Here is a 24,035-nt window from a genome sequence, read left to right as displayed (position 1 = left end):
GTAATTTTGAAATCAAATGAATTAAGATGAGTTTTTCAGAAGAGAATTATTTAAAGGCAATATTTCACTTACAGCGAACTTTTAAAGCGGGTGTTAGCACCAATGCCCTAGCCGAAGAAATGGAAACCAAAGCCTCTTCGGTAACTGATATGGTTAAGAAGCTTTCGGATAAAAAATTAGTTATTTATAAGAAATACCAGGGAGTAAAACTCAGTGAAAAAGGAAAGGCCGTAGCGGTTGCCGTGATAAGAAAGCATCGTTTATGGGAGGTTTTTTTGGTAGATAAACTCAATTTTAATTGGGATGAGGTACACGATATAGCCGAACAACTGGAGCATATTAAATCTAAGAAATTAACCAATGAATTAGATCGGTTTTTAGACTATCCCAAGCGTGACCCACACGGCGACCCTATTCCAGATGCCGAGGGTAATTTTAGTGTTTCCAATCAATTATTATTATCGGGTGTAAATAAATCTGAAAAAGCCGTGTGTGTTGGAGTAAAAGATTCTTCAGCTGAATTTTTACAATATCTCGATAAGAATGAAATTTCTCTGGGAAAAGAACTTGAAGTGTTGGATAAGGAAGCTTTTGATGGTTCCATGCTAATTCTAATCGATAAAAAAGAATTGCGAATCTCGCAGGTGGTGTCAAACAACCTTTACGTAAGAACACTATAATATGGAAGAAATTACTGAATATTTTGAACGTATAGATCCGGTATTGGCTGCACTTTTGGCCACTTTATTTACCTGGGGCTTAACTGCTCTTGGCGCCGCTTTGGTGTTCTTTTTTAAGAAGATGAATAGAAAAATATTTGATGGGATGCTTGGTTTTACCGGCGGGGTAATGGTAGCTGCAAGTTTCTGGAGCTTACTGGCTCCGGGTATTGAGATGAGCCCGGGAGAAGGTTTTGAGAAAACCATTCCTCCTTTAATCGGTTTTGGGACAGGTGCACTTTTTCTTTTTGGCCTCGATAAAGTTTTACCGCATTTGCACGTAAACTTTAAAATGAGCGAGAAAGAAGGTATAAAAACACCCTGGCATAAATCCATTTTACTTACCCTGGCCATTACGTTACACAATATCCCGGAAGGTCTTGCAGTTGGTGTGCTTTTTGGTGCCGCCGGTGCTGGACTAGAAGGAGCTACTATTGGTGGGGCAGTAGCTTTGGCAATTGGTATTGGACTTCAAAATTTCCCCGAGGGTTTTGCAGTAGCTATGCCTTTAAGAGGGCAGGGGATGAGCCGTTTAAAAAGTTTTAATTTCGGTCAGCTTTCTGCAATCGTAGAACCCATGGCGGCCGTTGTTGGAGCCTGGGCAGTATTAACTTTTCAACCTATTTTGCCCTATGCACTTTCTTTTGCAGCCGGTGCTATGATCTTTGTGGTGGTAGAAGAAGTAGTGCCAGAATCCCAAAGGGGAAATTATACAGATATTGCTTCGCTTGGGTTTATTCTTGGTTTTATGGTGATGATGACCTTAGATGTTGGGCTTGCGTAAATTTACTTCATTGTTAAGAGACATTAATATATTGACTGCAGTAATCCCAACTTTATGAGGATTATTTTCAATTTATAGTAGAAATTTTACTTCAAAGAAGTACAAATATTAATCACAACCACAGCCAGAAACCCCGCAAGATTTGGTTTTTTCTGACTTCTTTTTTAAAAAAGCCGGTTTCCAGATAAATTTGGTAAATAAGTATCCTAACGCAAGTGCGAAAGTTATAAAAACTAATATTTCCTGTAACAAATCCATATTCAATAAGTCGTTTTTTATTAATGTTCTTACACTAAAATTACTTTAAAACCTGAAAGGCAATTAGTGAAACAACATAAGCAAAAGCCGTCATTCCCACCAGTTGCACCATAGGCCACTTCCAGGTGTTGGTTTCTTTTTTAACAATTGCCAGCGTACTCATACATTGCATTGCAAAAGCATAGAATAACAATAAACTTATTCCGCTTGCAAAGGTAAACAAGGGACCACCTAATATAGGGTTTTTCTCTGCTGCCATCCTGTTTTTAATGGTTTGCTCGTCGTCGCTGCCTACACTGTAAATAGTGGCAAGCGTACCTACAAAAACCTCCCGGGCCGCAAAAGAACTAATAAGCGCAATGCCAATTTTCCAATCGTAACCCAGCGGAGCTACGGCGGGTTCAATGCCCTTACCCATAATTCCAATATAGGAATTTCTAAGTTTAAATGAAGCTATTTTTTCGTCTAATTCTTCTTTAGAAAGCTGGGTGTTGGGCTGGTTTTCCACGGTTACAATCTCTTCGGCACGGTTAAAGTCATCGCCGGGGCCATAACTGGCCAGTACCCAAAGAATAATAGAAATGGCAAGAATTATTTTTCCCGCTCCAAAAACAAAGGCCTTGGTCTTTTCTACTACGTTAATGGCAATATTTTTACCCAGAGGCAATTTATAATTGGGCATTTCTATTACGAAATGGCTGCGATTTTTAATTTTAAGAAACTTATTAAGAATCCAGGCCGAACCGATAGCGGTGCCAAATCCAATAAAATACATGAGCATTAGGGTAAGTCCCTGTAAGTTAAAACCCCAAAAGGTCTCATCTGGAATCACCAGCGCGATTATAATTAAATATACCGGTAAACGGGCAGAACAGGTAGTAAAAGGCACCACCAGAATGGTGATTAAACGTTCTTTCCAATTTTCAATATTTCGGGTAGCCATAACCGCGGGAATAGCACAAGCCGTTCCAGAAACAAGAGGGACCACACTTTTACCACTCAAACCAAACTTGCGCATCACCCTGTCCATTAAAAACACCACCCGACTCATATAACCGGTTTCTTCCAGTATGGAGATAAAGAAGAAGAGAAAGGCTATCTGCGGAATAAAAATTACAATCCCACCAATGCCCGGGATAATACCCTCAGAAATTAGGTTGGTGAAAACACCGGGCGGGAAGTTTGCTTTGCTCCACTCACTTAAATGAGCAAAAGTTTCATCGATGAGGTCCATAGGGTAGCTGGACCAGCTATAAATTGCTTGAAAAATAAGGAGTAGAATTCCGAAGAAAATAACATATCCCCAAACTTTATGGGTCAATATCCGGTCTAAACGAGAACGTAGGTCTTTAGCGGCATTGGCATCTACCTTTAGCGTATCTTTTAAGGCACCGTTAATAAATTGGTACCTTAAAATAGTTTCTTTATGCTGAAGTCTTTTTAGTTCGGTTTCGGTTTTAGTAATAAAGCCTTTAGCGTGGGTGATTTCATTTCGGTTTATATTTCCGAAGTTAACATCCTGGGTTATGACCAGCCATAGCTTGTATATAGATTGATTGGGAAAAGCTTTTCTTAAACGTTCAAAATATTCGGGAGCAACTACAGAGGCGTTTACACAAGGTTCATTTGAAATGTGTTGATAATTGATGATCGCTTCTTTTAGATCGTCAATGCCCCGATTTTTGCGGGCGCTTACCAAAACAACCTTTGTCTTAAGGTGTTCTTCCAGCAAATCTACATCCAGGGAAATCCCTTTTCGCTCCATTCGGTCTGCCATATTAATAGCCAGAATGGTTGGAATTCCCAGGTCTTTAATTTGGGTAAACAGTAGCAGGTTGCGCTTTAGATTTTCTACATCGCTAATCACCACCGCAACATCTGGATAGTCTTTATCACTTTTGTTGAGCAAGAGTTCTATCACCAGGTTTTCATCAAGTGAAGACGCATTTAAGCTATAAGTTCCCGGGAGGTCGAGGATATGGGCTTTTAAATTTCGCGGAAGTTTACAAACACCTTCTTTCTTCTCTACGGTAATGCCGGGGTAGTTGCCTACCTTTTGGTTGAGTCCGGTAAGTTTATTAAAAACAGAAGTTTTACCGGTATTGGGATTTCCTATTAACGCGACATTTATTTGTTTAGCCATATTAATTAGACTAGGGGATCGATTTCTATAAGTAAAGCTATTTCTTTTCTTATGGCCAGATAGCTGCCATTTACATTTAAATACATGGGGTCCCTAAATGGTGCGATTTGTAATACTTCTACCTCGTTACCGGGTAAACAACCCATTTCAAGAAGTTTTAAAGGAATGTTATCTTCAGAGAATTCTTTGATAATTCCTCGTTCACCACGTTTTAAATTAGCCAGGGTATGCTTCACTTTTTATTTAGATTGATTTTAAACAAGGCAAAAGTAAGGTAAAATTTTCAGCAGGAAAAAAGATTCCTTGGGAAAATTGGGACTCGATCCCTCTTAGCCTGCTGAGTTTTTTTTATTCTTTTTGAAGCACTTTAATATCATGCATAAGATCATCTATTGCTTCAGCATCGGTACCGTCGTAGAATCCGCGGATTCGTTTTTCTTTATCTACAAGTACAAAGTTTTCGGTATGGATCATATCATAGGGACCACCATCACCATTGCTTTTTGAAGCCAGGTAAGATTTTCTTGCGAGGTTATAAATTTGTTTTTTATCGCCCGTAACAAGGTTCCATTTAGCGTCTATCACCCCTTTTTCTTCGGCATATTCCTTTAATACCGGTACTGAATCTGTTTTTGGAAAAACAGTATGTGAAAGTAATAGAACTTCAGGATCATCTTTAATTTTCTCCTGAATTTTCAACATATGATCTGTCATGACAGGGCAAATGGTTAGGCAGGTGGTAAAGAAAAAATCGGCAACATAGATTTTATCCTTATAATCTTCTTGAGTGATGGTATCACCATTTTGATTAAGAAGCTCAAAATCTTTAATCGTGTGATATTTTCTAATATATCTTACAGTAGAATCTACCATCTCGGCATTCACCATATCTGGTTGATAGATGGGAAGGCGTTCTTCAGGCTTTAGCAGCGTATAAATAAAATAAACAATAATTACCGAAAGTATAAAAAGTACTATGGCAAATTTCTTAAGCCAGGCAAAAAGATCACGCATAATTTTAAATTTACTCGTTAATCGAGATATTTATATCCCGCGGTGTAGTCACGGGGTTTTCAGCAAAATTAAGCCCTAACAATCAAATAGTCGCATTTTAAATCTTAAAATTACAGCTGTGATAAATAGTAGGTCTTTTAAACTTTTGTGGAAGATTTATAAAAGATTACTTTTGTGCGATTTTAAAATTTGAAGCATTACGCATGGATCCATTTATAGTAAAAGCCCTACAGTTATTGTTGAGCTTGTCTTTACTTATTGTGTTGCACGAAATGGGACACTTTATTCCCGCCAAATTGTTTAAAACCAGGGTTGAAAAATTCTTTCTGTTTTTTGATGTAAAATTTGCTCTGTTCAAAAAGAAAATTGGTGGTACAGTTTACGGAATTGGCTGGTTGCCTCTGGGCGGTTATGTGAAGATAGCCGGGATGATAGACGAGAGCATGGACAAGGAGCAAATGGCCAAACCGCCAGAACCCTGGGAGTTTAGAAGTAAACCGGCCTGGCAACGTCTCATCATCATGTTGGGAGGAGTTACCGTGAACCTTGTTTTGGGTTTCCTTATTTATATGATGATCATGTTTGTATGGGGGAAAAACTATATTGGGCCAGATGAAATGCCTAAAGGTTTTGCCATTGCCGAAGAATTTAAACAATATGGCTTTGAAGATGGCGACCGGGTCTTACAATTAAATGGTGAAGATCTGCAAAACAGTACCGATGTAAACAGGCATTTGTTTATGCGCGACGTCTCTTCTATTACCGTTTTACACCAAACGGGGGAAGAGGAAGTGATTGAAGTTCCCGAAAATATTGGAGAACAAATGTGGGAACAAGGAGTAATGTTACCATTTATTCCTATTCAAAATCCTGTTTTAGACAATGTTTCTAAAGACATGGCAGCCGAGATGGCCGGGTTACAGAAAGGCGATAGTATTATATCTTTAAATGAACAGGAAATTGGCTATTGGCACGAATTGGGTGAAATTACCAAAGAGAATAAGAATAAGGAAATGGAACTGGTGTTTAAGCGCGGGGATGAAATTAAAAGCGTGATGATAACACCAGATGAAGAAGGAATGTTGGGCTTTAGTATAAAGTCTAATTATGAGATAAAGCACCAGGAATACGGTTTTGCAGAAAGTATTAAAAAAGGTTTTGATTACGGTTATTGGACCTTGCATGATTATGTAGCACAATTTAAGTATGTTTTTACTTCAAAAGGAGCTTCGCAATTAGGCGGATTTGGAGCTATTGGTGGAATGTTTCCAGATACCTGGAACTGGAAAGGTTTTTGGCATACAACAGCTTTGCTTTCTATAATTTTAGCCTTTATGAATATTTTGCCTATCCCGGCTTTAGATGGAGGACATGTGGTGTTTTTGCTCTACGAGATTGTAAGTGGAAGGAAACCAAACGATAAATTTATGGAAGTAGCACAAATGGTTGGATTTTTTATCCTGATTGCTTTAGTGCTTTATGCCAATGGGAATGACGTATATCGTTGGTTATTTGAATGATAGCGCAACAGTAATTTTAGGGCTTAAAAAAAGTTCTAAAAAAAGTGATTTTTGTTTTGCGGTGATCTAAAAATTGGCTTATATTTGCAACCGCAAAAGCGTGAAACACTCCTCAGTAGCTCAGTTGGTTAGAGCATCTGACTGTTAATCAGAGGGTCGTTGGTTCGAGCCCAACCTGAGGAGCCACTAAAGACAAGCCTTCCGAGAAATCGGGAGGCTTTCTTTTTTTATGGGTACAACATAGGTACAACATTTTTTTTTAATCTATTTTTTAGTTAAAAAATAACTTAAAGCATTCGCGATTTATCCAATAAATCTTCAAAATTTCTTTTAAATTAAATTTGAACCATCCCGGGAAGACCTGTTTATTTTTCTTTTGGTTATATTTAGTATTCTGAATAACTGAAAGCTATGGAGAAATTTATTCTAAAATCTGGAAAGTTACTTGCCAGATGGAGATCTGGAATAAATTATTTCCTTGAAGAAAAAATAGACGGGAATGCCACCAACCTTATTCTATTCCTTTTAGCACTTTTCATTTTTATTATTCTAGCCTTCAGCTTATTTTTTGGCTTTAGTTTTATAACAGACAATTATCTAATCTTCCTGATTTTACTGGTGGTTCTCGGGCTGGTTATGCTTTGGGCAGCTATTGTCTACGAATCCAATAAACACCTGGAGACCGATCATCATAATTTTAAGGTAGAAGCTATTAAAAAACACCAGTTAAGGTTTAATTATATTAATCTTGATGAAGCCTCCAAAAGTCAGTTTATCAGGTTGATGAAAGGCAGGCAGGTTCAAAGCAAGATCAATTTTACAATGGGGAACAAAAGTGGTGACTCTGCCAACCATCGTATCCTGTTTGTACTCTTCGATGAATTGCTTGTTGGCGGAATTCAGGATTTCACCGGAGAGCGAAAACGTAGCTTCTTCCAATTACTGATGAATTCCTTTTTAATGAACAATGAACCCCTAAAAGAAAATACCTTAAAAACGAGTTTTTCTGCCTGGAAAGGCGATCAGGAAAAAATTAATTCCCGTAACCAACGAAAGTTTATCCGCCAGATGCTCGGTAAAGAATAATTATAGCATAATCATCTTCTTATTTCATTTACGCTATTGACTTTCAGGCACTTGGTGTCATATGTTTGTCTTGTACAAAAACGTAAAAGGCCTTTTACTCATTTTAATTTTAAATACGAATATTATGAATGAGCAACAAGAAATTGTGGGTTTATTGGAAGATATTAAAGTCTTGCTTTCCCATACCAAGAAAGTAATGAACGTGGAAGATTTGGTACAATATACCGGACTTTCCAAGAGTAAGATCTATAAGCTTACCCATTTAAAACTGATCCCTACCAGCAATAACCCGAACATTCGGCAGAAATTCTTCAATAAAGATACTATTGATGCCTGGCTTATGGGAGAGCCAGACCTATCTGATGCATACCTGGAAGATCAGTTCAATAAGACCCTGATAAAAAACCGGAAATAGGTTTTCACCTTTTAGTCATCTTTTAAATAAGTTAAAAATGAAAAAGAACGAACTTAAACTTTATCAGGTTTCTGAACAGAAGAAGAAAACAATCTACGATGCTGTAGAGGAATATGTTTCTGAAAAATATAACATTCGGTTTAATGAAATATCCCACGAGTTTCAGATTTCCATTAAGGAGTCAAACACCTGGGAAGATTTTGAAGTGAACTCCCTACTTATAGAGTTAGCAAAATCAAACATAGAGATTAACCCGGGAAAACTGGATATTTACTTAAGATCAAACCTAATCCCGAGATTTAATCCTATTACCGAATATTTCGAAAAGCTACCTAGATGGACTGGTGGAGATCATATAAGAAAACTCGCTTCCTACGTCCCAGTCAAAGAACCGGAGCAGTTTCTTTATCATTTAAGAAAATGGCTGGTAAGAACGGTTAAGGGCGCACTGGAAGAGAATTATTTCAATAAGCAATGTTTGGTACTGGTACATTCAGAGCAAAACTCGGGGAAATCTACCTGGTGCCGTTTTCTATGTCCCCCTGGCTTATCCAGGTATTTTGCTGAAGATATGACCACGGATAAAGATGCCAGGATACAACTTACCAGGAATTTCATTATCAATTTAGATGAATTATCTGTGCTGGCTAAAAGAGAAATAAATGCCCTGAAAGCGTATTTCTCTAAAACGATGATCAATGAAAGACTCCCCTATGACCGTAAAAACTCAAACCTGCGAAGAACCTGCAGTTTTATAGGATCTACAAATAGGGCAACATTTCTGAATGATGAAACCGGTTCTGTGCGTTGGTTATGCTTTGAGCTTAATGGTAAAATTGACTTCACTTATTCTAAAGAAGTCAAAATTGATAAGGTCTGGGCGCAGGCTTATTACCTGGCCTATGTGGATGAACATTTCTGTGCAGAATTGACCATAGCTGATATTGCAGCAAACGAAGAAAGGAACAAAACCTATCGCGAAGCCAGTATGGAAGAAGAACTCTTGGTGAAGTATTACCTGCGAAGTTCAGATCCAAATGATTTTAAGACTGCATCAGATATTGTGTTGCAACTTAATGTTATCAATCCACGGTTGAACATGTATTATATGGGAAGAGCGCTAAAAGCTTTAAACTTTGAAAGAGTTAAGTCCCGCGAAAATGGGAGTTATGGCTACCTAATCAAACCAAAATTTAGGAACTCTCCATTAGAAATTTAATAGAATCTATTTACCCTAATTACCCAAAAGTCTGGTAGCGCCCATTAACAAAGATGGTTTCACGGGGTAAATAGACAAACAAAACTATCTACCCCTATCTACCCCTCGGGTAATTAGGGTAGATAGGAAAAAGACTCAAAAAAGAACAAAACCCTTGTATTTACAGGCCTTGGGTAAATAGGTAATTAAAAACTAAAAAAATGAACTTAAACAACAACATATCGTGTAAAAGTGCCCGTAATATTTGCATTGTAAAAACACTTGCAAAATTAGGACACTTTTCCACCAGAACAACGGAAAAAGAAGCTTGGTTTCTGAGTCCCTTGCGGTCAGAAACACAAGCCTCTTTTAGCGTTTCTTTAATTAAAAACCTGTGGTTTGATTTTGGACTCGGAAAAGGCGGAAATACCATAGATCTTCTTATGCTTATCAAATTCTGGTCTGTAAGAGAGGCGCTGGAATTTTTAAAGAGCGATATGGATTCTTTTTCTTTTAACCCGCCAGCTATTGAGCGTCATTCAAAAGAAAACAAAATTCAAATCCTAGAGGTACAAATTATTCATTCGAGAGCATTAGTTGAATATTTAAAATCCCGAAATATCCCTTTTGAAATTGGTAGGAACTACTGCAGGCAGGTTTGGTATAGCTTTAAAGGAAAACGGTTTTTTGCAATTGGACTTCAAAATCACCTGGGTGGCTGGGAACTGAGAAATAAGTACTATAAAACATCCAGTAGCCCGAAGACCTATACCTTTTTCAATAGAAATTCTAAGCAACTTCTTGTTACCGAAGGGATGTTTGATTTTCTATCCCTGGCAACAATCGATGAAGATTTAGTACAAAATTCAGACTGTATCATTTTAAACTCCATCGCATTTATCGACCGGATCAAGGTTTTAATTCCCGAGTATGACCGTGTTTTGCTTTATCTGGATAATGACGAGGCAGGTAAAAAAGCAGCCTTTTCGCTTTTAAACCAATTTGACAATGTCACCGATTATAGTGATGCTTATAGTGGGTATAAAGATCTCAATGAAAAATTGAAGTAGGAAAAACCCTGGAAATGGAAACCTAACAAATGAAACGAAATGGAATAATAACACCGGCGCAGCTCCAAAAGGCAGAATTTCATTTGGAGTAGGAAAGCAAGATGTGTCATTGTAATGACATTCTTGCTTTTCGCCCGGAGGTTGCAAAGGAAAAAAAGAAAAATGAAACGAGAATATATTCAGATACGCTGCTCGATTTACGAGAAAAAGCTACTCAAGAAAAGAGCGGCCAAAGCGGGAATTTCCCTTTCTGAATATCTGCGTGATACTGCTTTTCAGAAGAACATCGTAGAACGAATCACCCCAGAGCAGCTGGAATGTTACCAGCTACTGGTGGAATATAAAAACAATTTTACCCGGATTGCCAATATGTTTAAATACCGGGATCCCATATTGGCCCGGGAAGTAAAACTCCTGGCAACCGAAATTAGAAACCACCTTAAAACCTTTAAAAAATGATTGGGAAAGGACATGCCATAGCGAGCACCGGAGCAGCTTTAGATTACGGCTGGAACCAGGAGAAAGAGGCCGAAGTTGTGCTTAAGGAATATTTGGCCGGAGATAATCCCCGGGAAATTGCGGAGGAGTTTAAGATAATCCAGTCGCAAAATGAGCGGTGTAGTAAAAACACCTTGAGCTTTATCGTTAGTCCAACGATTGAGGACGGCAAGGATTTAAGCAAAAAAGATCTGGGAGAACTGGCTAAACGATTTTTAAAGGAGATGAAACTAGAAAACAATCAGTCTATTGGCTTTGTGCATCGGGACAAAGCACATACCCACGTGCATATCTATACCAACAGAATTGGCTTTGATGGCAAGACCTACAATGACAGCTTTATTGGCAAACGAAGTCAGCTGGCGGCCGAAGAAGTAGCAAAACAGCTTGGATTAAAAAGGGTTCAGGAAGTTCAACAAGAAAAAATACAGGAAGTAAAGTGGCAGCGACAAGCAATGAAACAAATCAATGATCGGGTATTGGAATCCAGACCAAAATCTTTAAATGAATACATGCACAAAATGAAAGCCCGGCAGGTAAAAGTGATTCCCTGCATCAACAAATCCAACCAGCTGCAAGGCTTCCGGTTTGAATATAAAGGAGTGAACCTAAAGGGCAGTGAGATACACCGGTCGATGACCGGAGGCAAATTAACTACGGAAATCACCAGAAACGCCGGATTGACGAAAATAGCAGAGGTGCCAAAAAGCTTAAACCTAATGAATAGCACCGTGCAACTTAGCACCAATATGGCCGCTAAAATAGCCAAAAGCCTGATCAAAAAAGTAATTAAAAGAAGCCTGGATGCCGGAATAGGCTTTTAAAACGAACAATAGAAATTATGAAAAAACTAGATGAAATTATGGAGCTGATGACCGATGAGATGGCGGACTTTAAAACAGCAATCCTAAAACTTCAATTGCTTTCCAAACAGTTAGGCCATTTGAGTATTCCCATTAGCACCGAGGCTTTGGAAAATAAGCTGAACATTTTTCTGGAAAAACAAGAAGCGAAAAATGAAGTACAGCAGGATGTGCTAAAAAGCATCGATAAAAAACTGAAACACGCCAGGCTACTTCCCAATTATATCTTCTACCTCTTCGGAATATTGGGAACACTTGCCCTGGGGCTTCTGGGTTATTTCGGTTATGCTACTAAAACAGCAAAGCAGGAGCAGTTTGAAGTGTACCAAATAATGCAAAACCAGGAATCTCGTTATCAGGAATATTTTTCGGAAAATCCTAAAACTAAAGATGACTATTGCCAATGGTTGGAAACAAAAAATCAGGATTTGTATTGACAATTCACCTTGTCGAGAATTTACTAAAATTTCCAGGAAATGGCTCGAAAGTACCAGTAAAATGGTATTTATTTACTGGAATTTTTTAGTAAAAAACTGGCTTATAACTTGAAAAGGATCTTGAAGTTAGTTAAGAAGAATGAACTCAGCTTTACGGCTGTCAAAAACACTATGTATCAATTAGAGCTGCTACTGTCCCTCATTTTAAACTGTTTTTGGGCACGTAAAAGCAATTTTCAAAAAATGTTGGCACACCGATAAATTTCATCAAAATAAGAAAAATATTATTTTTAAGAGAATTAATTGGTAGTTTTGAGACAGACTGCCGTTAGCAGTAAAGCACCAATCAAACTTCTGAATTTAGATGCAAATAAAAATTGAAACAGAAATTTTAGGAAATTTATTATTTGAAGAAGATATGAAATTCAAACTTCATCCTTATGAAATTAATATCGAATCCAATTCGGAAATAGAAAAACCTATTATTTCAATAAATAAAAAAATTACTAATTATTTAGAATTTCTTCCAAAAATAGAACTTAATAAGAATAATATAAGTTCAATCATTTTACCTAAAGAAGATTATATTAATGAACAAATTGAAATTTTAAAGCATATTGAATCTTTTGGAGCAATTGACAAAGGAATTAAAAAAATTAATTGGGATAATTGCAAAATAATATGGACACCAGAAAATGAGTTAGAAGAAAAAGAATTGCCAATTAGAGAATACTCTAGAAATCTGAATTACAATATTCAGCCTAAAATTATATCGAAAGATTGGCTTAGAAATACCGTTTTATATAGAAAGCAATTACAACATTTATCTTTACCTTTTTCATTTTATAGAGCTGGTGTGAATTATTATCATAGTTTTCAATATCAAGAAGCTTTTATAAATTTTTATCTAATGCTAGAAGGTTTTTTCGCTAACAATCAATTTAAAAATGAAAAGGTTAAATCGGAATTTAAAAAATCAATAATCCTAAAAAAATCTATTAATTCAGTAGTTTTAAGACTGAAAGAAATGAAAGATGTACATTATGAATGGTTTATTACTACTTGTGAAAAGTATAATAAAAAAGCTGACGAAAATGGTATAATACATTTCTTAGTTGAATTAAGAGGAAATTTATCTCATTTTTCAATGGGAAAACCGAACAAACACAGGAATCCATTTGCAGACAAAGATTTTCATTCATTAGCATTTATAATAATGTCTATTTGTTTATTTGCATCAATAGATTTGAGATTAGAACCGTTCCGAAAAGAAAAGCTCTACTGCTAATCGATTGGATGGCTCCGCCATTAAATGACGGAGTGCACCCCTCAAACCAAAGTACGGGTCTCGTATATCGAGGTTCAATAATGAAACTTATCGATTATAGTATTCGATTAAACTAACATAACCTTTCATTTTTAAGCGTTCTACGGTAATGGTGGTACGCAAAATAGGACTTTGAGCTACTGCCCAACCGCCCATTCTGGTACGGCTCCAAGCATAGGCGTGATCATAGTCAATCCTTAAGCGAATCAGGTTTTTCCGCTTTCGCAGGCCATCGCGACATGCTGGCTCGTTCGCTAAAAATGTCCACCGGACATTTTCTTAACGCTCCACCCTCCAATGATGCCAAATGCAATACCGTAAACGATTCCTAAGCCATTCTTCCAGCTTTTTAAGCTTTTCTTGAATCGATGCTGGTCTGAAGTAATTTATCCAGCCCCGAAGTAGTAGGTTAATTCGTTGGATATGTTCTTCAAAACTCAACACGACCGATTTCACCTAAAAAACCATTCACCACATTTCCTTTCTCTGCGCAAAAGCTTCGTTGCAGGAAAAGAGGTTCATTACAAAAATTCTTGGACACGAGGGAAAAAGCTTAGAATATAGCTTACAAAAAGAAAAAATCCGTAAAGCTTTTTTCCTCAAGTCCGCTGCATACTAACTTAAAAGTCCGCTCATAATTTCAGTATATCATTAAGGTATTCAACATCACCTTTCCTTTTGATGCTGAATAAACAAGATTTAAAATTAACCGGAGTGCATAAACCGGTGCCCTATTTATAACTCCTCTTTAATTTTAAACCTTGAAGGAACGATGGCATCAAAAGGTAATGTGAAGGCGCTGAAAGAAGTAAATGAAAAACGGATCAATTTGTTTATTTTGATCTAAACAATTCTTCCATTTTCAGGTAAAGCAAAAGGAAAATGCTCCAGATGAAAAAAGTAAATGTTTGTAGAAATGGAAGGCCTGATATTTACCCCTATTTCGTTACAATATTTATCAAAATTACCCCTTACTTTGTTACAAAAATATATTATAATTGCGGTAACTGGGAGTTATTGAATAAATCAAGTTTATATTTTAGCTAATATTTCAATTCTACCTATAAATTTGAATAATTTTTTTAAATAGCTCCTTGTTTTCATAAATGTGCTTCTTAGTTGTAGTGATGTGATGATTAACTCCAAAATCATGAATATCATTATTCACCTCCTCCTTTAAAAAAAATTCTATTTGGGATGAAGGTAATCCCGCTCTAATTATATATTTAATTGAATTTATAATTTTAAAGAAAGTGTTAGAAAATCGTTCATTGTAACGCTCTATCAATTTCAGCCTATGAAAATGGTCTTTTATTACCTTATAAAGTGCTTTGTCTACCTTTCCTTCTCCATTTTTTATGGAATACACCCCAATCGGTAGCCCATTAATAATTTTAATATCAATGAACAGGAACTGACTCAGTGGTATTGTGTCTGTATATAAATTAATAATACCTCGTTTATTTTTGTTATCTAGCCAATATTCATTTTTTAATTGATTACACGTATAGCAACAAGGAATCAAATTTCGATGATTAATATTGAACTCCGGGAAATCCTCTTTGGGCAGATAATGGTCGAAAGTATTATCGCTATCCATACCGCAAAATTGACAGATTCCCTTAATTAAATCTGGTTGATTTTTTTTGATTCTGATTTTCAGATTATTCAAGGCCTTTACAGGAGATTCATAACAATGTTTCAAAGCATCCTTTTTCCCTCCTACAAAGGGAGAATCAGATAACTTTTCTAAATTATTATTATCAAAATATTTATGATATTCGTTGTATCTCTCCCTAATTTCATTTCGGATCGATGATAATTTTGAAAATGTAGGATCATTCTTTGAACGATGTATCTGATCGAATTCATAGTGAGAGCAAGTTTCGAGGGGTCTCAAATTGATCATTCCAATTCTTTTCCTGGGTTTTTATATAGGCTTATAAGATAGGATTTAGCATTAAGGCTTAAGCTATTATGAAAGAGTTTCAATACTTGTTTATATGACATTTGCTTAGAAATTCGCTTGAAGAATTTTTTATAATTGTCTTCTACATCTTTAGTTTTAAAAACTTCCTGTGAAAGTATTTCTATACTTTCACCAAAACTCTCGACATTCAGATCGTAGATATATGGTGTATCACCTTCTCTGCTAAATACCTTTATAAACTTTGAAGGTATTTCTTGAATTATTATAGGTGAATGTGTAGCTATAATGGCGTACGAATCAAATTTTGTCAACAGATTATCCAAGGACCTGATTAAGTTGGAAATTGCGTTAGGATGGAGATGCATTTCTGGTTCGTCAAACAGTACTAAAGAATTTGGTTTAATATTACCAATCAGTTGAGTTAAAACATACACAAGGAAAATTTGGCCAGAACTTAACCTATCCAAAGCTTCAAAATCTCCTTCATGTAATAGACTTTCATATAATTCTTCTGTTTGGTGTTCGCCAATAATAGTACTGACAGTTTCATACCAGTGTTTTTCTCGACGATATACTTTTATCCTCCCAATTGAATCATTGTAATTCTGGTGAATGCTTTCTGTAGATAGCAATTTACCCTCTATATCCTTTAGCCCACAATATTTATAGCTAAATGAATGATCAGCTTCTGGTCTAGCAAATTTATCAAAGATGCTATAAGATATAGCAATAACTTTGCTGAATAAAGGCCTTTCATTTGAAAATGCAACTTTTTTACTGGTTAAATCACCATTACCACTGAGATCCATCGCCAGATTTGCTAGCAGCTGAGTTTTCCCAGTACCATTTTCTCCTATTATACCAACAATTCGGTTTGGAAGCTTAGATTTAGTATCAAAATTAAATTCAACGATATGCGGTTCGGTAGAGTTCCTAACCGAAGTCTGATAAGTAAAAACAAAATTTCTTTCAATCCTTTCACCTTCTAAATCTTTTTTAGCTTCATAAAAAGCCTTCTCTGCTTCACTATTTCGAAGTAAAGAATGTTTAAATCTATGATGGTGCCTGAAATTATCTGCTATACTATCAAAAAAAGCTGCGTCATTAAGTGCTTTTAGGATTTGATAATAGTCTTCCGGAAAATTTCTTTTCAGAGTCAAATAGTATTCTAAATCTTGTCCAAGAGAACAATATTCATTAAATGGAAGAGTCTCAAATTTTTTGGGTAAAATATCTTTTGTGGTATCTTCTTCAAAATGCATAAGTTTTAATGATCCTATTGGAATATCCACACGAGAATTATTGCCAGAAAAATATAAGTAAAAGGACGTTCTACTAGTATAATCATCCCATGAAGAACCGCTCAAATAAAAGAAATTTGATTCCCCTTTAGGTGCAGACTTTCCATCTAAGTAAAAGTTTAAAGTACTCATTTCAGATTAAGATTTCACTTTTTTTAATCTCATTTGAAAAATAGCAAGATATAATTATTTTTTAAACCAGATAATTTTGGTCTATGCGAAAATTTTCTGTTTAAAATTGCTTTTCTCCAAAGATCAAGGTTTGTACGTGTAGTTAATTTTTTCCATCTTATTTTTTCTTCTTTTTGTCCTTCTTTTTCAGTTCTAAATTTGCATTATATTTAGTTATAAGGAGAATTCAGTCTATGTTTCCCTTAGTTTTAATTCCTATAAAAACAAATCATTATCTGTAAGTTCTTAGCTCTTTTGGCTAAGTATTATGAAAGTAAGAGCTTTTGGTTAACAAAAGCGATAAACTTATACATGATATTGTGGGCTCTATTCCAGAAAAATATTAAATACGATGTCTTAAGAAAAATATCTGCTTGTTTAATATTAGCTAACTTAGGACTAAAGGATGACATCGCAAATAAAGACGGGTTTAATTGAAAAATTGTAATTTTGGAAACCAAGTAAGAAAATGTTTAAGTTGCTAATTTTTATTATATTTTCTCTGTAATTTATGCTTAATCATAAGTGAGTAGCAATGAAATCAAAAATATATGATAGATCCTGAATCTTCTAAAGAAATTATTAAGGAAGCTAAAGCTGTAGTACCCGAGGTATATAAAGATATAGCTAAACCAGCAGCTCAAGAAGTAGGAAATGTAACAGGCAGGACTGTTAAAGCATTATTGGCTCCTTTAAGAGGAATGTTATGGGGCTGGGAACAGATAGAAAAAATAATTGAAGAGGGAGTTAAAAAGAGAATAGAAAACATTCCAGAGAACAAGAGAAAAACTCCTGATCCAGAAATTGCTGTTCCTGCAATTGAATCTTTACGCTATACTGCACAAAATGAGACTTTACGAGAAATGTATCTTAACTTATTAGGAAACTCTATGGATAGTAGAAAAGATAAAATTGTTCACCCCTCATTTGTAGAATTAATAAAACAAATGAATTCTTTAGACGTTAAGATGTTTGATAAAATATCAAAAGCTGACGGAAACTATCAGAAAATCTTTAATCCAACTATTACAGTCAAAGGACAGGGGAAATCCTTCACAAACGCAACTCCCGAATGGTATGCAGGTTGGACTTTAAAAAACTATTCTGAGACAGAAATTTCTTCAAGCTTTATTAGGTTAAGCAAATTTGGTTTAATAGAATTAATGTTTGATAGAACCGCAGGAAAAGATGGCTATGAAAAAATTAAGAATTCTCGATTCTTATTAGATGTACTTGAAAAGTTCAAAAAATTACATCCCCATATGAATTTAGAAATCAGTGGAACGAAGAGTATATTTTACTTGAATGATTATGGCAGGCAATTTAAAGAAGCATGTAAGTAATTGTCGTTAATAACTAGGAGTTCGTAGGACTAATATTAAATACCTCCGCACTTGGGCGGAGTATTGATTAAGCTTGTTAGATTTTGATCAATAAAAACATTCTCCTTTTCCCGTATATTTGTTGTGTTTCCACCCTACAGGAATATTTCCGCAGGCAAATAATAAATTCAAGGCTGCTTAATTAAAACTACATAAGACCCACCTACCAAAATGGCAAAAGCCGATATCGATTTGAAAAAGTAACCCTGGAATGCGACTAACGAACTTAGAGTTTTCCACATCAGAATCCTATAATAAATTTTTATCTTTAACAAAAAAATAAGCCCGCAGCGAAGTATGATTACCACCGACCATAAATCTAAAGTCGATAAAATATGGGAAACCTTCTGGAATAATGGGATTTCCAATACCATAGTTATCGTAGAACAACTTACCTATCTCATCTTTATTAAAAATCTTGATGAAATTGAAACCCGAAATGAGCTTAAAGCGCGGCGCGGATTCGAGATAAAATCCATTTTTGGAACTAAGCAGCAACAATTTCGCTGGAAGAACCTTAAAGAAATGTCTGTAGATGAAAGGCATCAACTTTTTATCGATAATAAAGACGGTATCTTCCCCTTTATTAGAAATCTTGGGGCCGAAAAAAGTATGTTTGCCACCCACATGCGAAATGCCAGTTTTGGAATTACCAAGCCCCAACTTTTGGACTCGGTAATGGATCAGTTGGAAACCATAGATATGAATAACCAGGATGCGAAGGGCGATATCTATGAATATATGCTTTCCAAAATGGAGGGCGGTGGCACCTCGGGGCAGTTTCGAACTCCACGACATATCATTAAATTGATGGTCGCTTTAATGGAACCTTCCCTGGAAGATTCCATTTGTGATCCTTCTGCCGGTACCGCGGGATTTTTAGTGGCGGCAAAGGAATATATAGACCAGCATTACAGCTTTACCGAAATTGACGATCACCGCGAATATCTTGATAAAAAGATGTTCAACGGGATGGAATTCGATTCTACAATGCTGCGTATCGCATCTATGAATCTCTACCTGCACGGCGTACAGGAGCCCAATATTTACGATGTTGATGCACTTTCTAAAGACAATAGCGTAGCCGACGCTTATTCACTTATTCTGGCCAATCCGCCATTTAAGGGAAAGATCGATAAGGAAACTATTTCGCCCAGTCTAAAGAATATCACTAATACAACCAAAACCGAGTTGCTTTTCCTGGCACTTATGCTCCGCCAGTTAAAGACCGGTGGTCGTGCCGCAGTAATAGTTCCCGATGGCGTGCTTTTTGGCAGTAGTAATGCGCATAAAGGTATCCGCAAAGAAATTATAGACAACCATAAACTGGAAGCCGTGATCTCTATGCCCAGCGGGGTTTTTAAACCCTATGCCGGGGTAAGTACCGCCATTATGATCTTTACCAAAACCAATAGCGGTGGAACCGATTATGTTTGGTTTTACGATATGAAGGCCGACGGCAAATCGCTGGACGATAAAAGAAACTTGTTGGTAGATGAAGAACTTTTTGACGCGTTTTCACAATCCAAAGGAGACTTTAGCGCAAAAAAGCTGGAGCAAATGGCGCAGGCTCACGAAAACTTTAACCTGCCGCAAATCCTGGATCATTACCGCTATTTAAAGAGTGATTATTGGGGAAAAATGCATACAAAAGAAGGTGATGTTTTACAGGTTCAGGACACTCCTGATAATCTTGGGTTTGATAAATTTATGGAAAACACCTATACCCATAATTACAGCGACCGCACCTCCCAAAGTTTCCTAGTGCCGCTAAGGGAGATCACGGAAAATGATTGGGACCTCTCCATTAACCGCTATAAGGAAATTGTTTATGAGGAAGTGGAATATGATAAGCCAGAAGTGATTCTTGAAAGAATTTTAAAGTTAGGAGAGGAAAGAAATGCTTTAATTCAAAAGCTGCGATAAATGATTGAATTAGTAGAATTAAAGGAAATCTGTAATATTAGTAGTGGGGGAACTCCAAGTAGAAAAAACAGCTCTTTTTATAAAGGCGAGGTTAAATGGGCTAAAATTTCAGATTTAGAGAAAGCAGGTGATGGATTTATCTACGATACCGAAGAAAAAATAACTACTCTAGGATTGAAAAATATTCGTAATAGAGTATTTGAATCTGAGACTTTATTTCTGGCTATGTATGGCTCTGTGGGAAAAACAGCTATAACTAAAAATAAAATGTCCTGTAATCAAGCTATATTGGGAATAACTGCAAAGGATGATGAGAAACTGAACTTAAAATATCTTAGGTATTGGTTGGATAGTAACAAGGAGAAACTGTTAAATAGTGCAAAAGGAGTAGCTTTAAAAAATTTATCTGCAAGGATGGTTAAAGATTTAAAAATCCCACTACCCTTAATAGAAACCCAAAAACGCATTGCCGAAATCTTAGACAATGCCGCTGCCCTGCGTGACAAAACCAAACAACTCCTCGACGAATATGACCAGCTTGCGAAAAGTATTTTTTTGGAGATGTTTGGGGATCCTGTGACGAAACAGAAAGCTTTCAAACGAGTTGCTTTAGATTCAATTGTGAAAATTTCATCTGGGAGTACTCCTAGTCGAAAAACAGAAAGTTATTGGAATGGAGATATACCTTGGGTTAAAACAGGTGAGGTAAATTCCAAATTAATCCTGGACACAGAAGAAAAAATTTCCGAAGAAGGATTAAGAAATTCTAGTTGTAAAATTTATACAAAAGGTTCAATAATTATTGCTATGTATGGCCAAGGAAAAACTAGAGGGCAAGTAGGCATGTTAGGTGTTAATAGTGCTACAAATCAAGCGTGTGCGGTTTTGCAGCCTTCTGATAAAATTAATTTCTCGTATTTATATGAATACTTGAAACTATCATACAATGATTTAAGAAGTTTGGGAAGAGGTGGAAATCAACCTAATTTAAATGCTGGGTTAATTAAAAATTACCAGATATTTCTGCCTCCCATTGATCTCCAAAACCAATTTGCCGGAAAAATTGCCTTGATCGAGCAACAAAAAGATTTGGCAAAACAGGAGCTTCAAGAAAGTGAAAATTTGTTCCATGCTTTATTGAAATCAGCGTTTAAGGGAGAGTTGGTAAAGGAAGAGAAGTTTGAGACTGCTTGAAGATGAAAAAATGATGAAAATCTAATATATTGAAATTCTATCTACTCCAATGAAAGAAAATAGCCTCTTTGACAAAAAATCGTTAAAAATTATTCAGGGTCCAACAGCCAGCTGGAAGGAACTTGCTAAGGACTGTGTTTGTTTTGCAAATGCCGCCGGAGGAAAAATTTTAATTGGGGTTGAAGATGATTCAGATTTACCACCGCAGAGTCAGAAAGTAAAAGATAGCTCAATAGAACTAATACAAAAGAAAATTTCTGCGTTGACCTTATATGTTGGTATTTCCCCAACCAAAATGATAGCTTCCAATGGTGGTGAATATGTAGAATTAAAAATTTTCAGAAGCACCCAATCTGTTGCTTGTACTACAGATGGTAAATATTACTTAAGGGTTTCAGATGAATGTAAGCCGGTTCTTCCCGATGATCTGGAACGTTTGGTGTCTGAAAGAAATGCGTTTGTGTGGGAAGAAAGGGTAGTTAGAAAAATTCGAATTGAAGAATGTGATATTGAAAAGTATAACCAGTTTATAGCGGATATAAAATCTTCTGAAAGGGTGAGCAATTTTATAAAAGAAATGTCTCCCCAGGAAATAACAGATCATTATTTCCTGACTATTGACGGTTTTCTTACCAATCTTGGAGTGCTATGGATAGGTAAAAGAAACCACAGGGCTACACTACATTATTCTCCTTCTGTACAATTTATAAAATACAACGATAAAGAAAATAAGGTTTATAAAAAGGTATGGGATGATTTCTCCATGAACCCGAAGGAATTGATAAATGCAATTCTTAATGAAATACCTGATTGGAATGAATTTATTGAAGTTTCAGATGGTATTTTCAGAAAAAACATCTATAACTATCCTCCAGAAGTTATAAGAGAGTTAATAGCGAATGCTTTCGCTCATCGTAATTATACGATGCGTGGGGATATTTTTATCAATTTATATACCGACAGGCTTGAAATTCATAGTCCGGGGCTATTACCCTTAGGGGTTACACCGACAAACATTCTTAATAAATCGGTGCAACGAAATGCTCTTCTTGCCAAGCTCTTCTATGATTTGAAATTAATGGAAAAAGAAGGCAGTGGATATGATAAGATATATGAGCTAATGCTGGGTAACGGTAAAGAAGTTCCGGAAGTTTCTGAAGGTGATGATAGAGTGGTAGTAACCTTGAAGAAAAGGATAATTAGTAGCGAAGTCCTTCGTTTAATGGATAAAGCTTCAAAAGAATTACAGTTAAGACAAAGAGAAATGATAAGCCTGGGTTTAATCGCACAGCACGATGGTATATCTGCATTAGAATTGTCCGAATTATTAAATACAGAAAAAACTAATAATCTTCCATCCTGGATAGGTTCTTTGATAGAAAAGAAAGTTGTGAAATCAAAAGGGAAAACTAAAGGGACTTTCTACTATGTAAATCCAGAATTTCTTAGAGTTGCAGATTTTGTTGAAAAGACTAATTTAAAACGTATCGAGCCTCACCGATTAAAAGAGCTTATTTATGAGGACCTTAAAAACTACCCTGTGAGTTCTATTAGTGAGATCAATAAGCGAATTGGTGACGAGATTAAACAAAGAACGCTAAAAGTTAAATTAGATGAAATGCTTGAGGAAGGGGTAATAAATAAAGAAGGAAAAAAAAGATGGACAAAATATTCTATCAACATAAACTACGGTAATAATTGATAAATGTTGATAGAAATGTTGATAGAAATGTTGATAGAAATGAAACCAGGCTTGTAAAAACAATAGATGACAATAAGAAGTATAATAGAAGCAATAGATAAATCCCAGCGGGACACCCTGGTTTCCCTTACCGATTTTCGCGGTCGTGGAAGAGGCAAAGGCACTGAAATATTATCTTCCAGAAGCCGTGGTTTATATTGGCTTTGGTGTAAAACTCCACTGGATCAATTAAAACAAACTGATCATAAGGGTGGAGCTCACGTTCCTATTAAAAAATTGCTTCATAACAGAAATGGACTGGATCATATTTGTAAAATACAAGATGGAGAATATCGGATCTTATATAATGGAATGGGAGGTTATTCCAAATGTAAGAAAGGAAGCGCATATGGCTTAAGGGGAAGAATTAATCAGGAAGTGATTAGCAATAATACTAAGACTGGAACTATCAATATTGCGGGACTAAAATTAGATATTAATGATTGGAAAGTCAGTTTTTTTGATTTTGACGATGCTGAAAATCATCAACTTCTAAGAGAACTTCCAGAGACTGCCAAATTAGATATTGGAGAGATTTATAAAAAATATGCTAATGAGTTGGAGATGCTATGGCGAATGCATTATGGTACTCCTATTTTATGTAGATATTAAATTTTATCTTTATGCGACAGAACCTACTACCAACCAGATAAATTTTACAGTAAATGCTCTCCAACTTTCAGTTTATTGCAGAAAAATGGCCTAATATTTTTAATCGTTTTTCAAAGGCTGAGGAACTGGCCGTGACCGATCCCCGAACTTCTCTGGCTTATTCCCGAATGGGGTTGGAACTCGCAGTAAACTGGATGTTTGAGTACGATCTCGAATTGGAATTACCTTACGATACCAGCCTAAACGGGCTAATGCGAGACTTTAAATTTAACGAGCAGGTGCCGCGAAAGATCATTAACGATCTGCATCTTATAAGAAAAGCTGGAAATCTTGCGCTTCATAATAAATCGGTTAATAAACAGGATAGCTTACAGGCCACCGAGAATTCATTTTTCTTAGTCGGTTTTTAGCATCTTCTTATGCCCCCGGTAAATGCGGGAAACCGG

The 24,035-nt window shown here is 36.1% G+C and carries 23 protein-coding genes and 1 tRNA gene; 18 read left to right on the top strand and 6 right to left on the bottom strand.

Translation table 11 applies throughout. The features are described from left to right. Nucleotides 1–26 precede the first annotated feature (26 nt). Nucleotides 27–680, top strand: coding sequence for a metal-dependent transcriptional regulator (locus BUA71_RS03885; RefSeq protein ID WP_072876952.1), 654 nt, complete (start codon nucleotides 27–29; stop codon nucleotides 678–680). Between the two features lies 1 nt (nucleotide 681). Further along, entirely contained in the window at nucleotides 682–1,503 is an 822-nt protein-coding gene (locus BUA71_RS03880; RefSeq protein WP_072876950.1) for a ZIP family metal transporter, read from the top strand. A gap of 298 nt (nucleotides 1,504–1,801) precedes the next feature. Here BUA71_RS03880 and feoB read toward each other — a convergent pair whose 3' ends face one another. The 3 genes from feoB to BUA71_RS03865 all read right to left on the bottom strand — a co-directional run bounded on the left by feoB (nucleotide 1,802) and on the right by BUA71_RS03865 (nucleotide 4,918). Continuing rightward, nucleotides 1,802–3,904, bottom strand: coding sequence for a ferrous iron transport protein B (feoB, locus tag BUA71_RS03875; RefSeq protein WP_072876948.1), 2,103 nt, complete (start codon nucleotides 3,902–3,904; stop codon nucleotides 1,802–1,804). Between the two features lie 5 nt (nucleotides 3,905–3,909). Further along, nucleotides 3,910–4,140: a FeoA family protein gene (locus BUA71_RS03870; RefSeq protein ID WP_072876946.1), complete on the bottom strand. Its 231-nt coding sequence runs from the start codon at nucleotides 4,138–4,140 to the stop codon at nucleotides 3,910–3,912. A gap of 112 nt (nucleotides 4,141–4,252) precedes the next feature. Continuing rightward, nucleotides 4,253–4,918: an SCO family protein gene (locus BUA71_RS03865; protein ID WP_072876944.1), complete on the bottom strand. Its 666-nt coding sequence runs from the start codon at nucleotides 4,916–4,918 to the stop codon at nucleotides 4,253–4,255. A gap of 203 nt (nucleotides 4,919–5,121) precedes the next feature. Between BUA71_RS03865 and rseP the strand changes: the two genes are divergently transcribed. The 10 genes from rseP (at nucleotide 5,122) to BUA71_RS03815 (ending at nucleotide 13,293) form a co-directional block, all read left to right on the top strand. Beyond that, the gene (gene rseP / locus BUA71_RS03860; RefSeq protein ID WP_072876942.1) at nucleotides 5,122–6,438 is read left to right on the top strand and encodes an RIP metalloprotease RseP; all 1,317 of its coding nucleotides are present in this window, start codon (nucleotides 5,122–5,124) and stop codon (nucleotides 6,436–6,438) included. A gap of 109 nt (nucleotides 6,439–6,547) precedes the next feature. Beyond that, nucleotides 6,548–6,624: transfer RNA gene (locus BUA71_RS03855), tRNA-Asn, on the top strand. A 225-nt stretch (nucleotides 6,625–6,849) separates the two neighbouring features. Further along, complete coding sequence (locus tag BUA71_RS03850) at nucleotides 6,850–7,524, top strand: hypothetical protein (RefSeq protein ID WP_072876940.1); 675 nt, start codon at nucleotides 6,850–6,852, stop codon at nucleotides 7,522–7,524. A gap of 124 nt (nucleotides 7,525–7,648) precedes the next feature. Then, nucleotides 7,649–7,939, top strand: a complete 291-nt coding sequence (locus BUA71_RS03845; protein WP_072876938.1) for a helix-turn-helix transcriptional regulator — start codon at nucleotides 7,649–7,651, stop codon at nucleotides 7,937–7,939. A 37-nt stretch (nucleotides 7,940–7,976) separates the two neighbouring features. Beyond that, nucleotides 7,977–9,158: a VapE domain-containing protein gene (locus tag BUA71_RS03840; protein ID WP_072876936.1), complete on the top strand. Its 1,182-nt coding sequence runs from the start codon at nucleotides 7,977–7,979 to the stop codon at nucleotides 9,156–9,158. Nucleotides 9,159–9,358: 200 nt separating this feature from the next. Continuing rightward, the gene (locus tag BUA71_RS03835; RefSeq protein ID WP_072876934.1) at nucleotides 9,359–10,207 is read left to right on the top strand and encodes a toprim domain-containing protein; all 849 of its coding nucleotides are present in this window, start codon (nucleotides 9,359–9,361) and stop codon (nucleotides 10,205–10,207) included. A 162-nt stretch (nucleotides 10,208–10,369) separates the two neighbouring features. Next, nucleotides 10,370–10,666, top strand: a complete 297-nt coding sequence (gene mbpA, locus BUA71_RS03830) for a mobilization protein MbpA (protein ID WP_072876932.1) — start codon at nucleotides 10,370–10,372, stop codon at nucleotides 10,664–10,666. Continuing rightward, entirely contained in the window at nucleotides 10,663–11,529 is an 867-nt protein-coding gene (locus BUA71_RS03825; RefSeq protein WP_072876931.1) for a relaxase/mobilization nuclease domain-containing protein, read from the top strand. The genes mbpA and BUA71_RS03825 overlap by 4 nt, the downstream gene beginning before the upstream one ends. A 17-nt stretch (nucleotides 11,530–11,546) precedes the next feature. Then, complete coding sequence (locus BUA71_RS03820; RefSeq protein WP_072876929.1) at nucleotides 11,547–12,005, top strand: DUF6730 family protein; 459 nt, start codon at nucleotides 11,547–11,549, stop codon at nucleotides 12,003–12,005. A gap of 364 nt (nucleotides 12,006–12,369) precedes the next feature. Next, the gene (locus BUA71_RS03815) at nucleotides 12,370–13,293 is read left to right on the top strand and encodes a hypothetical protein (RefSeq protein WP_072876927.1); all 924 of its coding nucleotides are present in this window, start codon (nucleotides 12,370–12,372) and stop codon (nucleotides 13,291–13,293) included. Nucleotides 13,294–13,611: 318 nt separating this feature from the next. Here BUA71_RS03815 and BUA71_RS17790 read toward each other — a convergent pair whose 3' ends face one another. The 3 genes from BUA71_RS17790 to BUA71_RS03800 form a co-directional block, all read right to left on the bottom strand. Beyond that, entirely contained in the window at nucleotides 13,612–13,776 is a 165-nt protein-coding gene (locus tag BUA71_RS17790) for a group II intron maturase-specific domain-containing protein (RefSeq protein WP_245812545.1), read from the bottom strand. Nucleotides 13,777–14,389: 613 nt separating this feature from the next. Next, a complete protein-coding gene (locus BUA71_RS03805) occupies nucleotides 14,390–15,241 on the bottom strand; it encodes an HNH endonuclease (RefSeq protein ID WP_072876925.1) in 852 nt (283 codons plus the stop codon). Further along, nucleotides 15,238–16,695 (bottom strand): ATP-dependent nuclease, encoded by a 1,458-nt coding sequence (locus BUA71_RS03800; protein WP_072876923.1) that lies wholly within the window; start codon nucleotides 16,693–16,695, stop codon nucleotides 15,238–15,240. Before BUA71_RS03800 ends, BUA71_RS03805 begins: the two co-directional genes overlap by 4 nt. A 590-nt stretch (nucleotides 16,696–17,285) precedes the next feature. On the opposite strand from BUA71_RS03800, the gene BUA71_RS03790 reads away from it, so the two are divergent. The 6 genes from BUA71_RS03790 to BUA71_RS17785 all read left to right on the top strand — a co-directional run bounded on the left by BUA71_RS03790 (nucleotide 17,286) and on the right by BUA71_RS17785 (nucleotide 23,999). Beyond that, complete coding sequence (locus BUA71_RS03790) at nucleotides 17,286–18,077, top strand: DUF4393 domain-containing protein (RefSeq protein WP_072876919.1); 792 nt, start codon at nucleotides 17,286–17,288, stop codon at nucleotides 18,075–18,077. Nucleotides 18,078–18,413: 336 nt separating this feature from the next. Then, nucleotides 18,414–20,042 (top strand): class I SAM-dependent DNA methyltransferase, encoded by a 1,629-nt coding sequence (locus BUA71_RS03785; RefSeq protein WP_072876918.1) that lies wholly within the window; start codon nucleotides 18,414–18,416, stop codon nucleotides 20,040–20,042. Continuing rightward, entirely contained in the window at nucleotides 20,043–21,236 is a 1,194-nt protein-coding gene (locus BUA71_RS03780; RefSeq protein WP_072876916.1) for a restriction endonuclease subunit S, read from the top strand. A 49-nt stretch (nucleotides 21,237–21,285) separates the two neighbouring features. Then, nucleotides 21,286–22,938: an ATP-binding protein gene (locus BUA71_RS03775; RefSeq protein ID WP_072876914.1), complete on the top strand. Its 1,653-nt coding sequence runs from the start codon at nucleotides 21,286–21,288 to the stop codon at nucleotides 22,936–22,938. 66 nt (nucleotides 22,939–23,004) lie between these two features. Then, complete coding sequence (locus tag BUA71_RS03770; protein ID WP_072876912.1) at nucleotides 23,005–23,589, top strand: hypothetical protein; 585 nt, start codon at nucleotides 23,005–23,007, stop codon at nucleotides 23,587–23,589. Between the two features lie 53 nt (nucleotides 23,590–23,642). After that, complete coding sequence (locus BUA71_RS17785) at nucleotides 23,643–23,999, top strand: DUF4145 domain-containing protein (protein ID WP_245812540.1); 357 nt, start codon at nucleotides 23,643–23,645, stop codon at nucleotides 23,997–23,999. Nucleotides 24,000–24,035: the final 36 nt, after the last annotated feature.

Source organism: Salegentibacter echinorum (genome assembly GCF_900129445.1).
Lineage (GTDB): Bacteria > Bacteroidota > Bacteroidia > Flavobacteriales > Flavobacteriaceae > Salegentibacter > Salegentibacter echinorum.
This window is presented reverse-complemented; position numbering and strand designations above follow the sequence as displayed.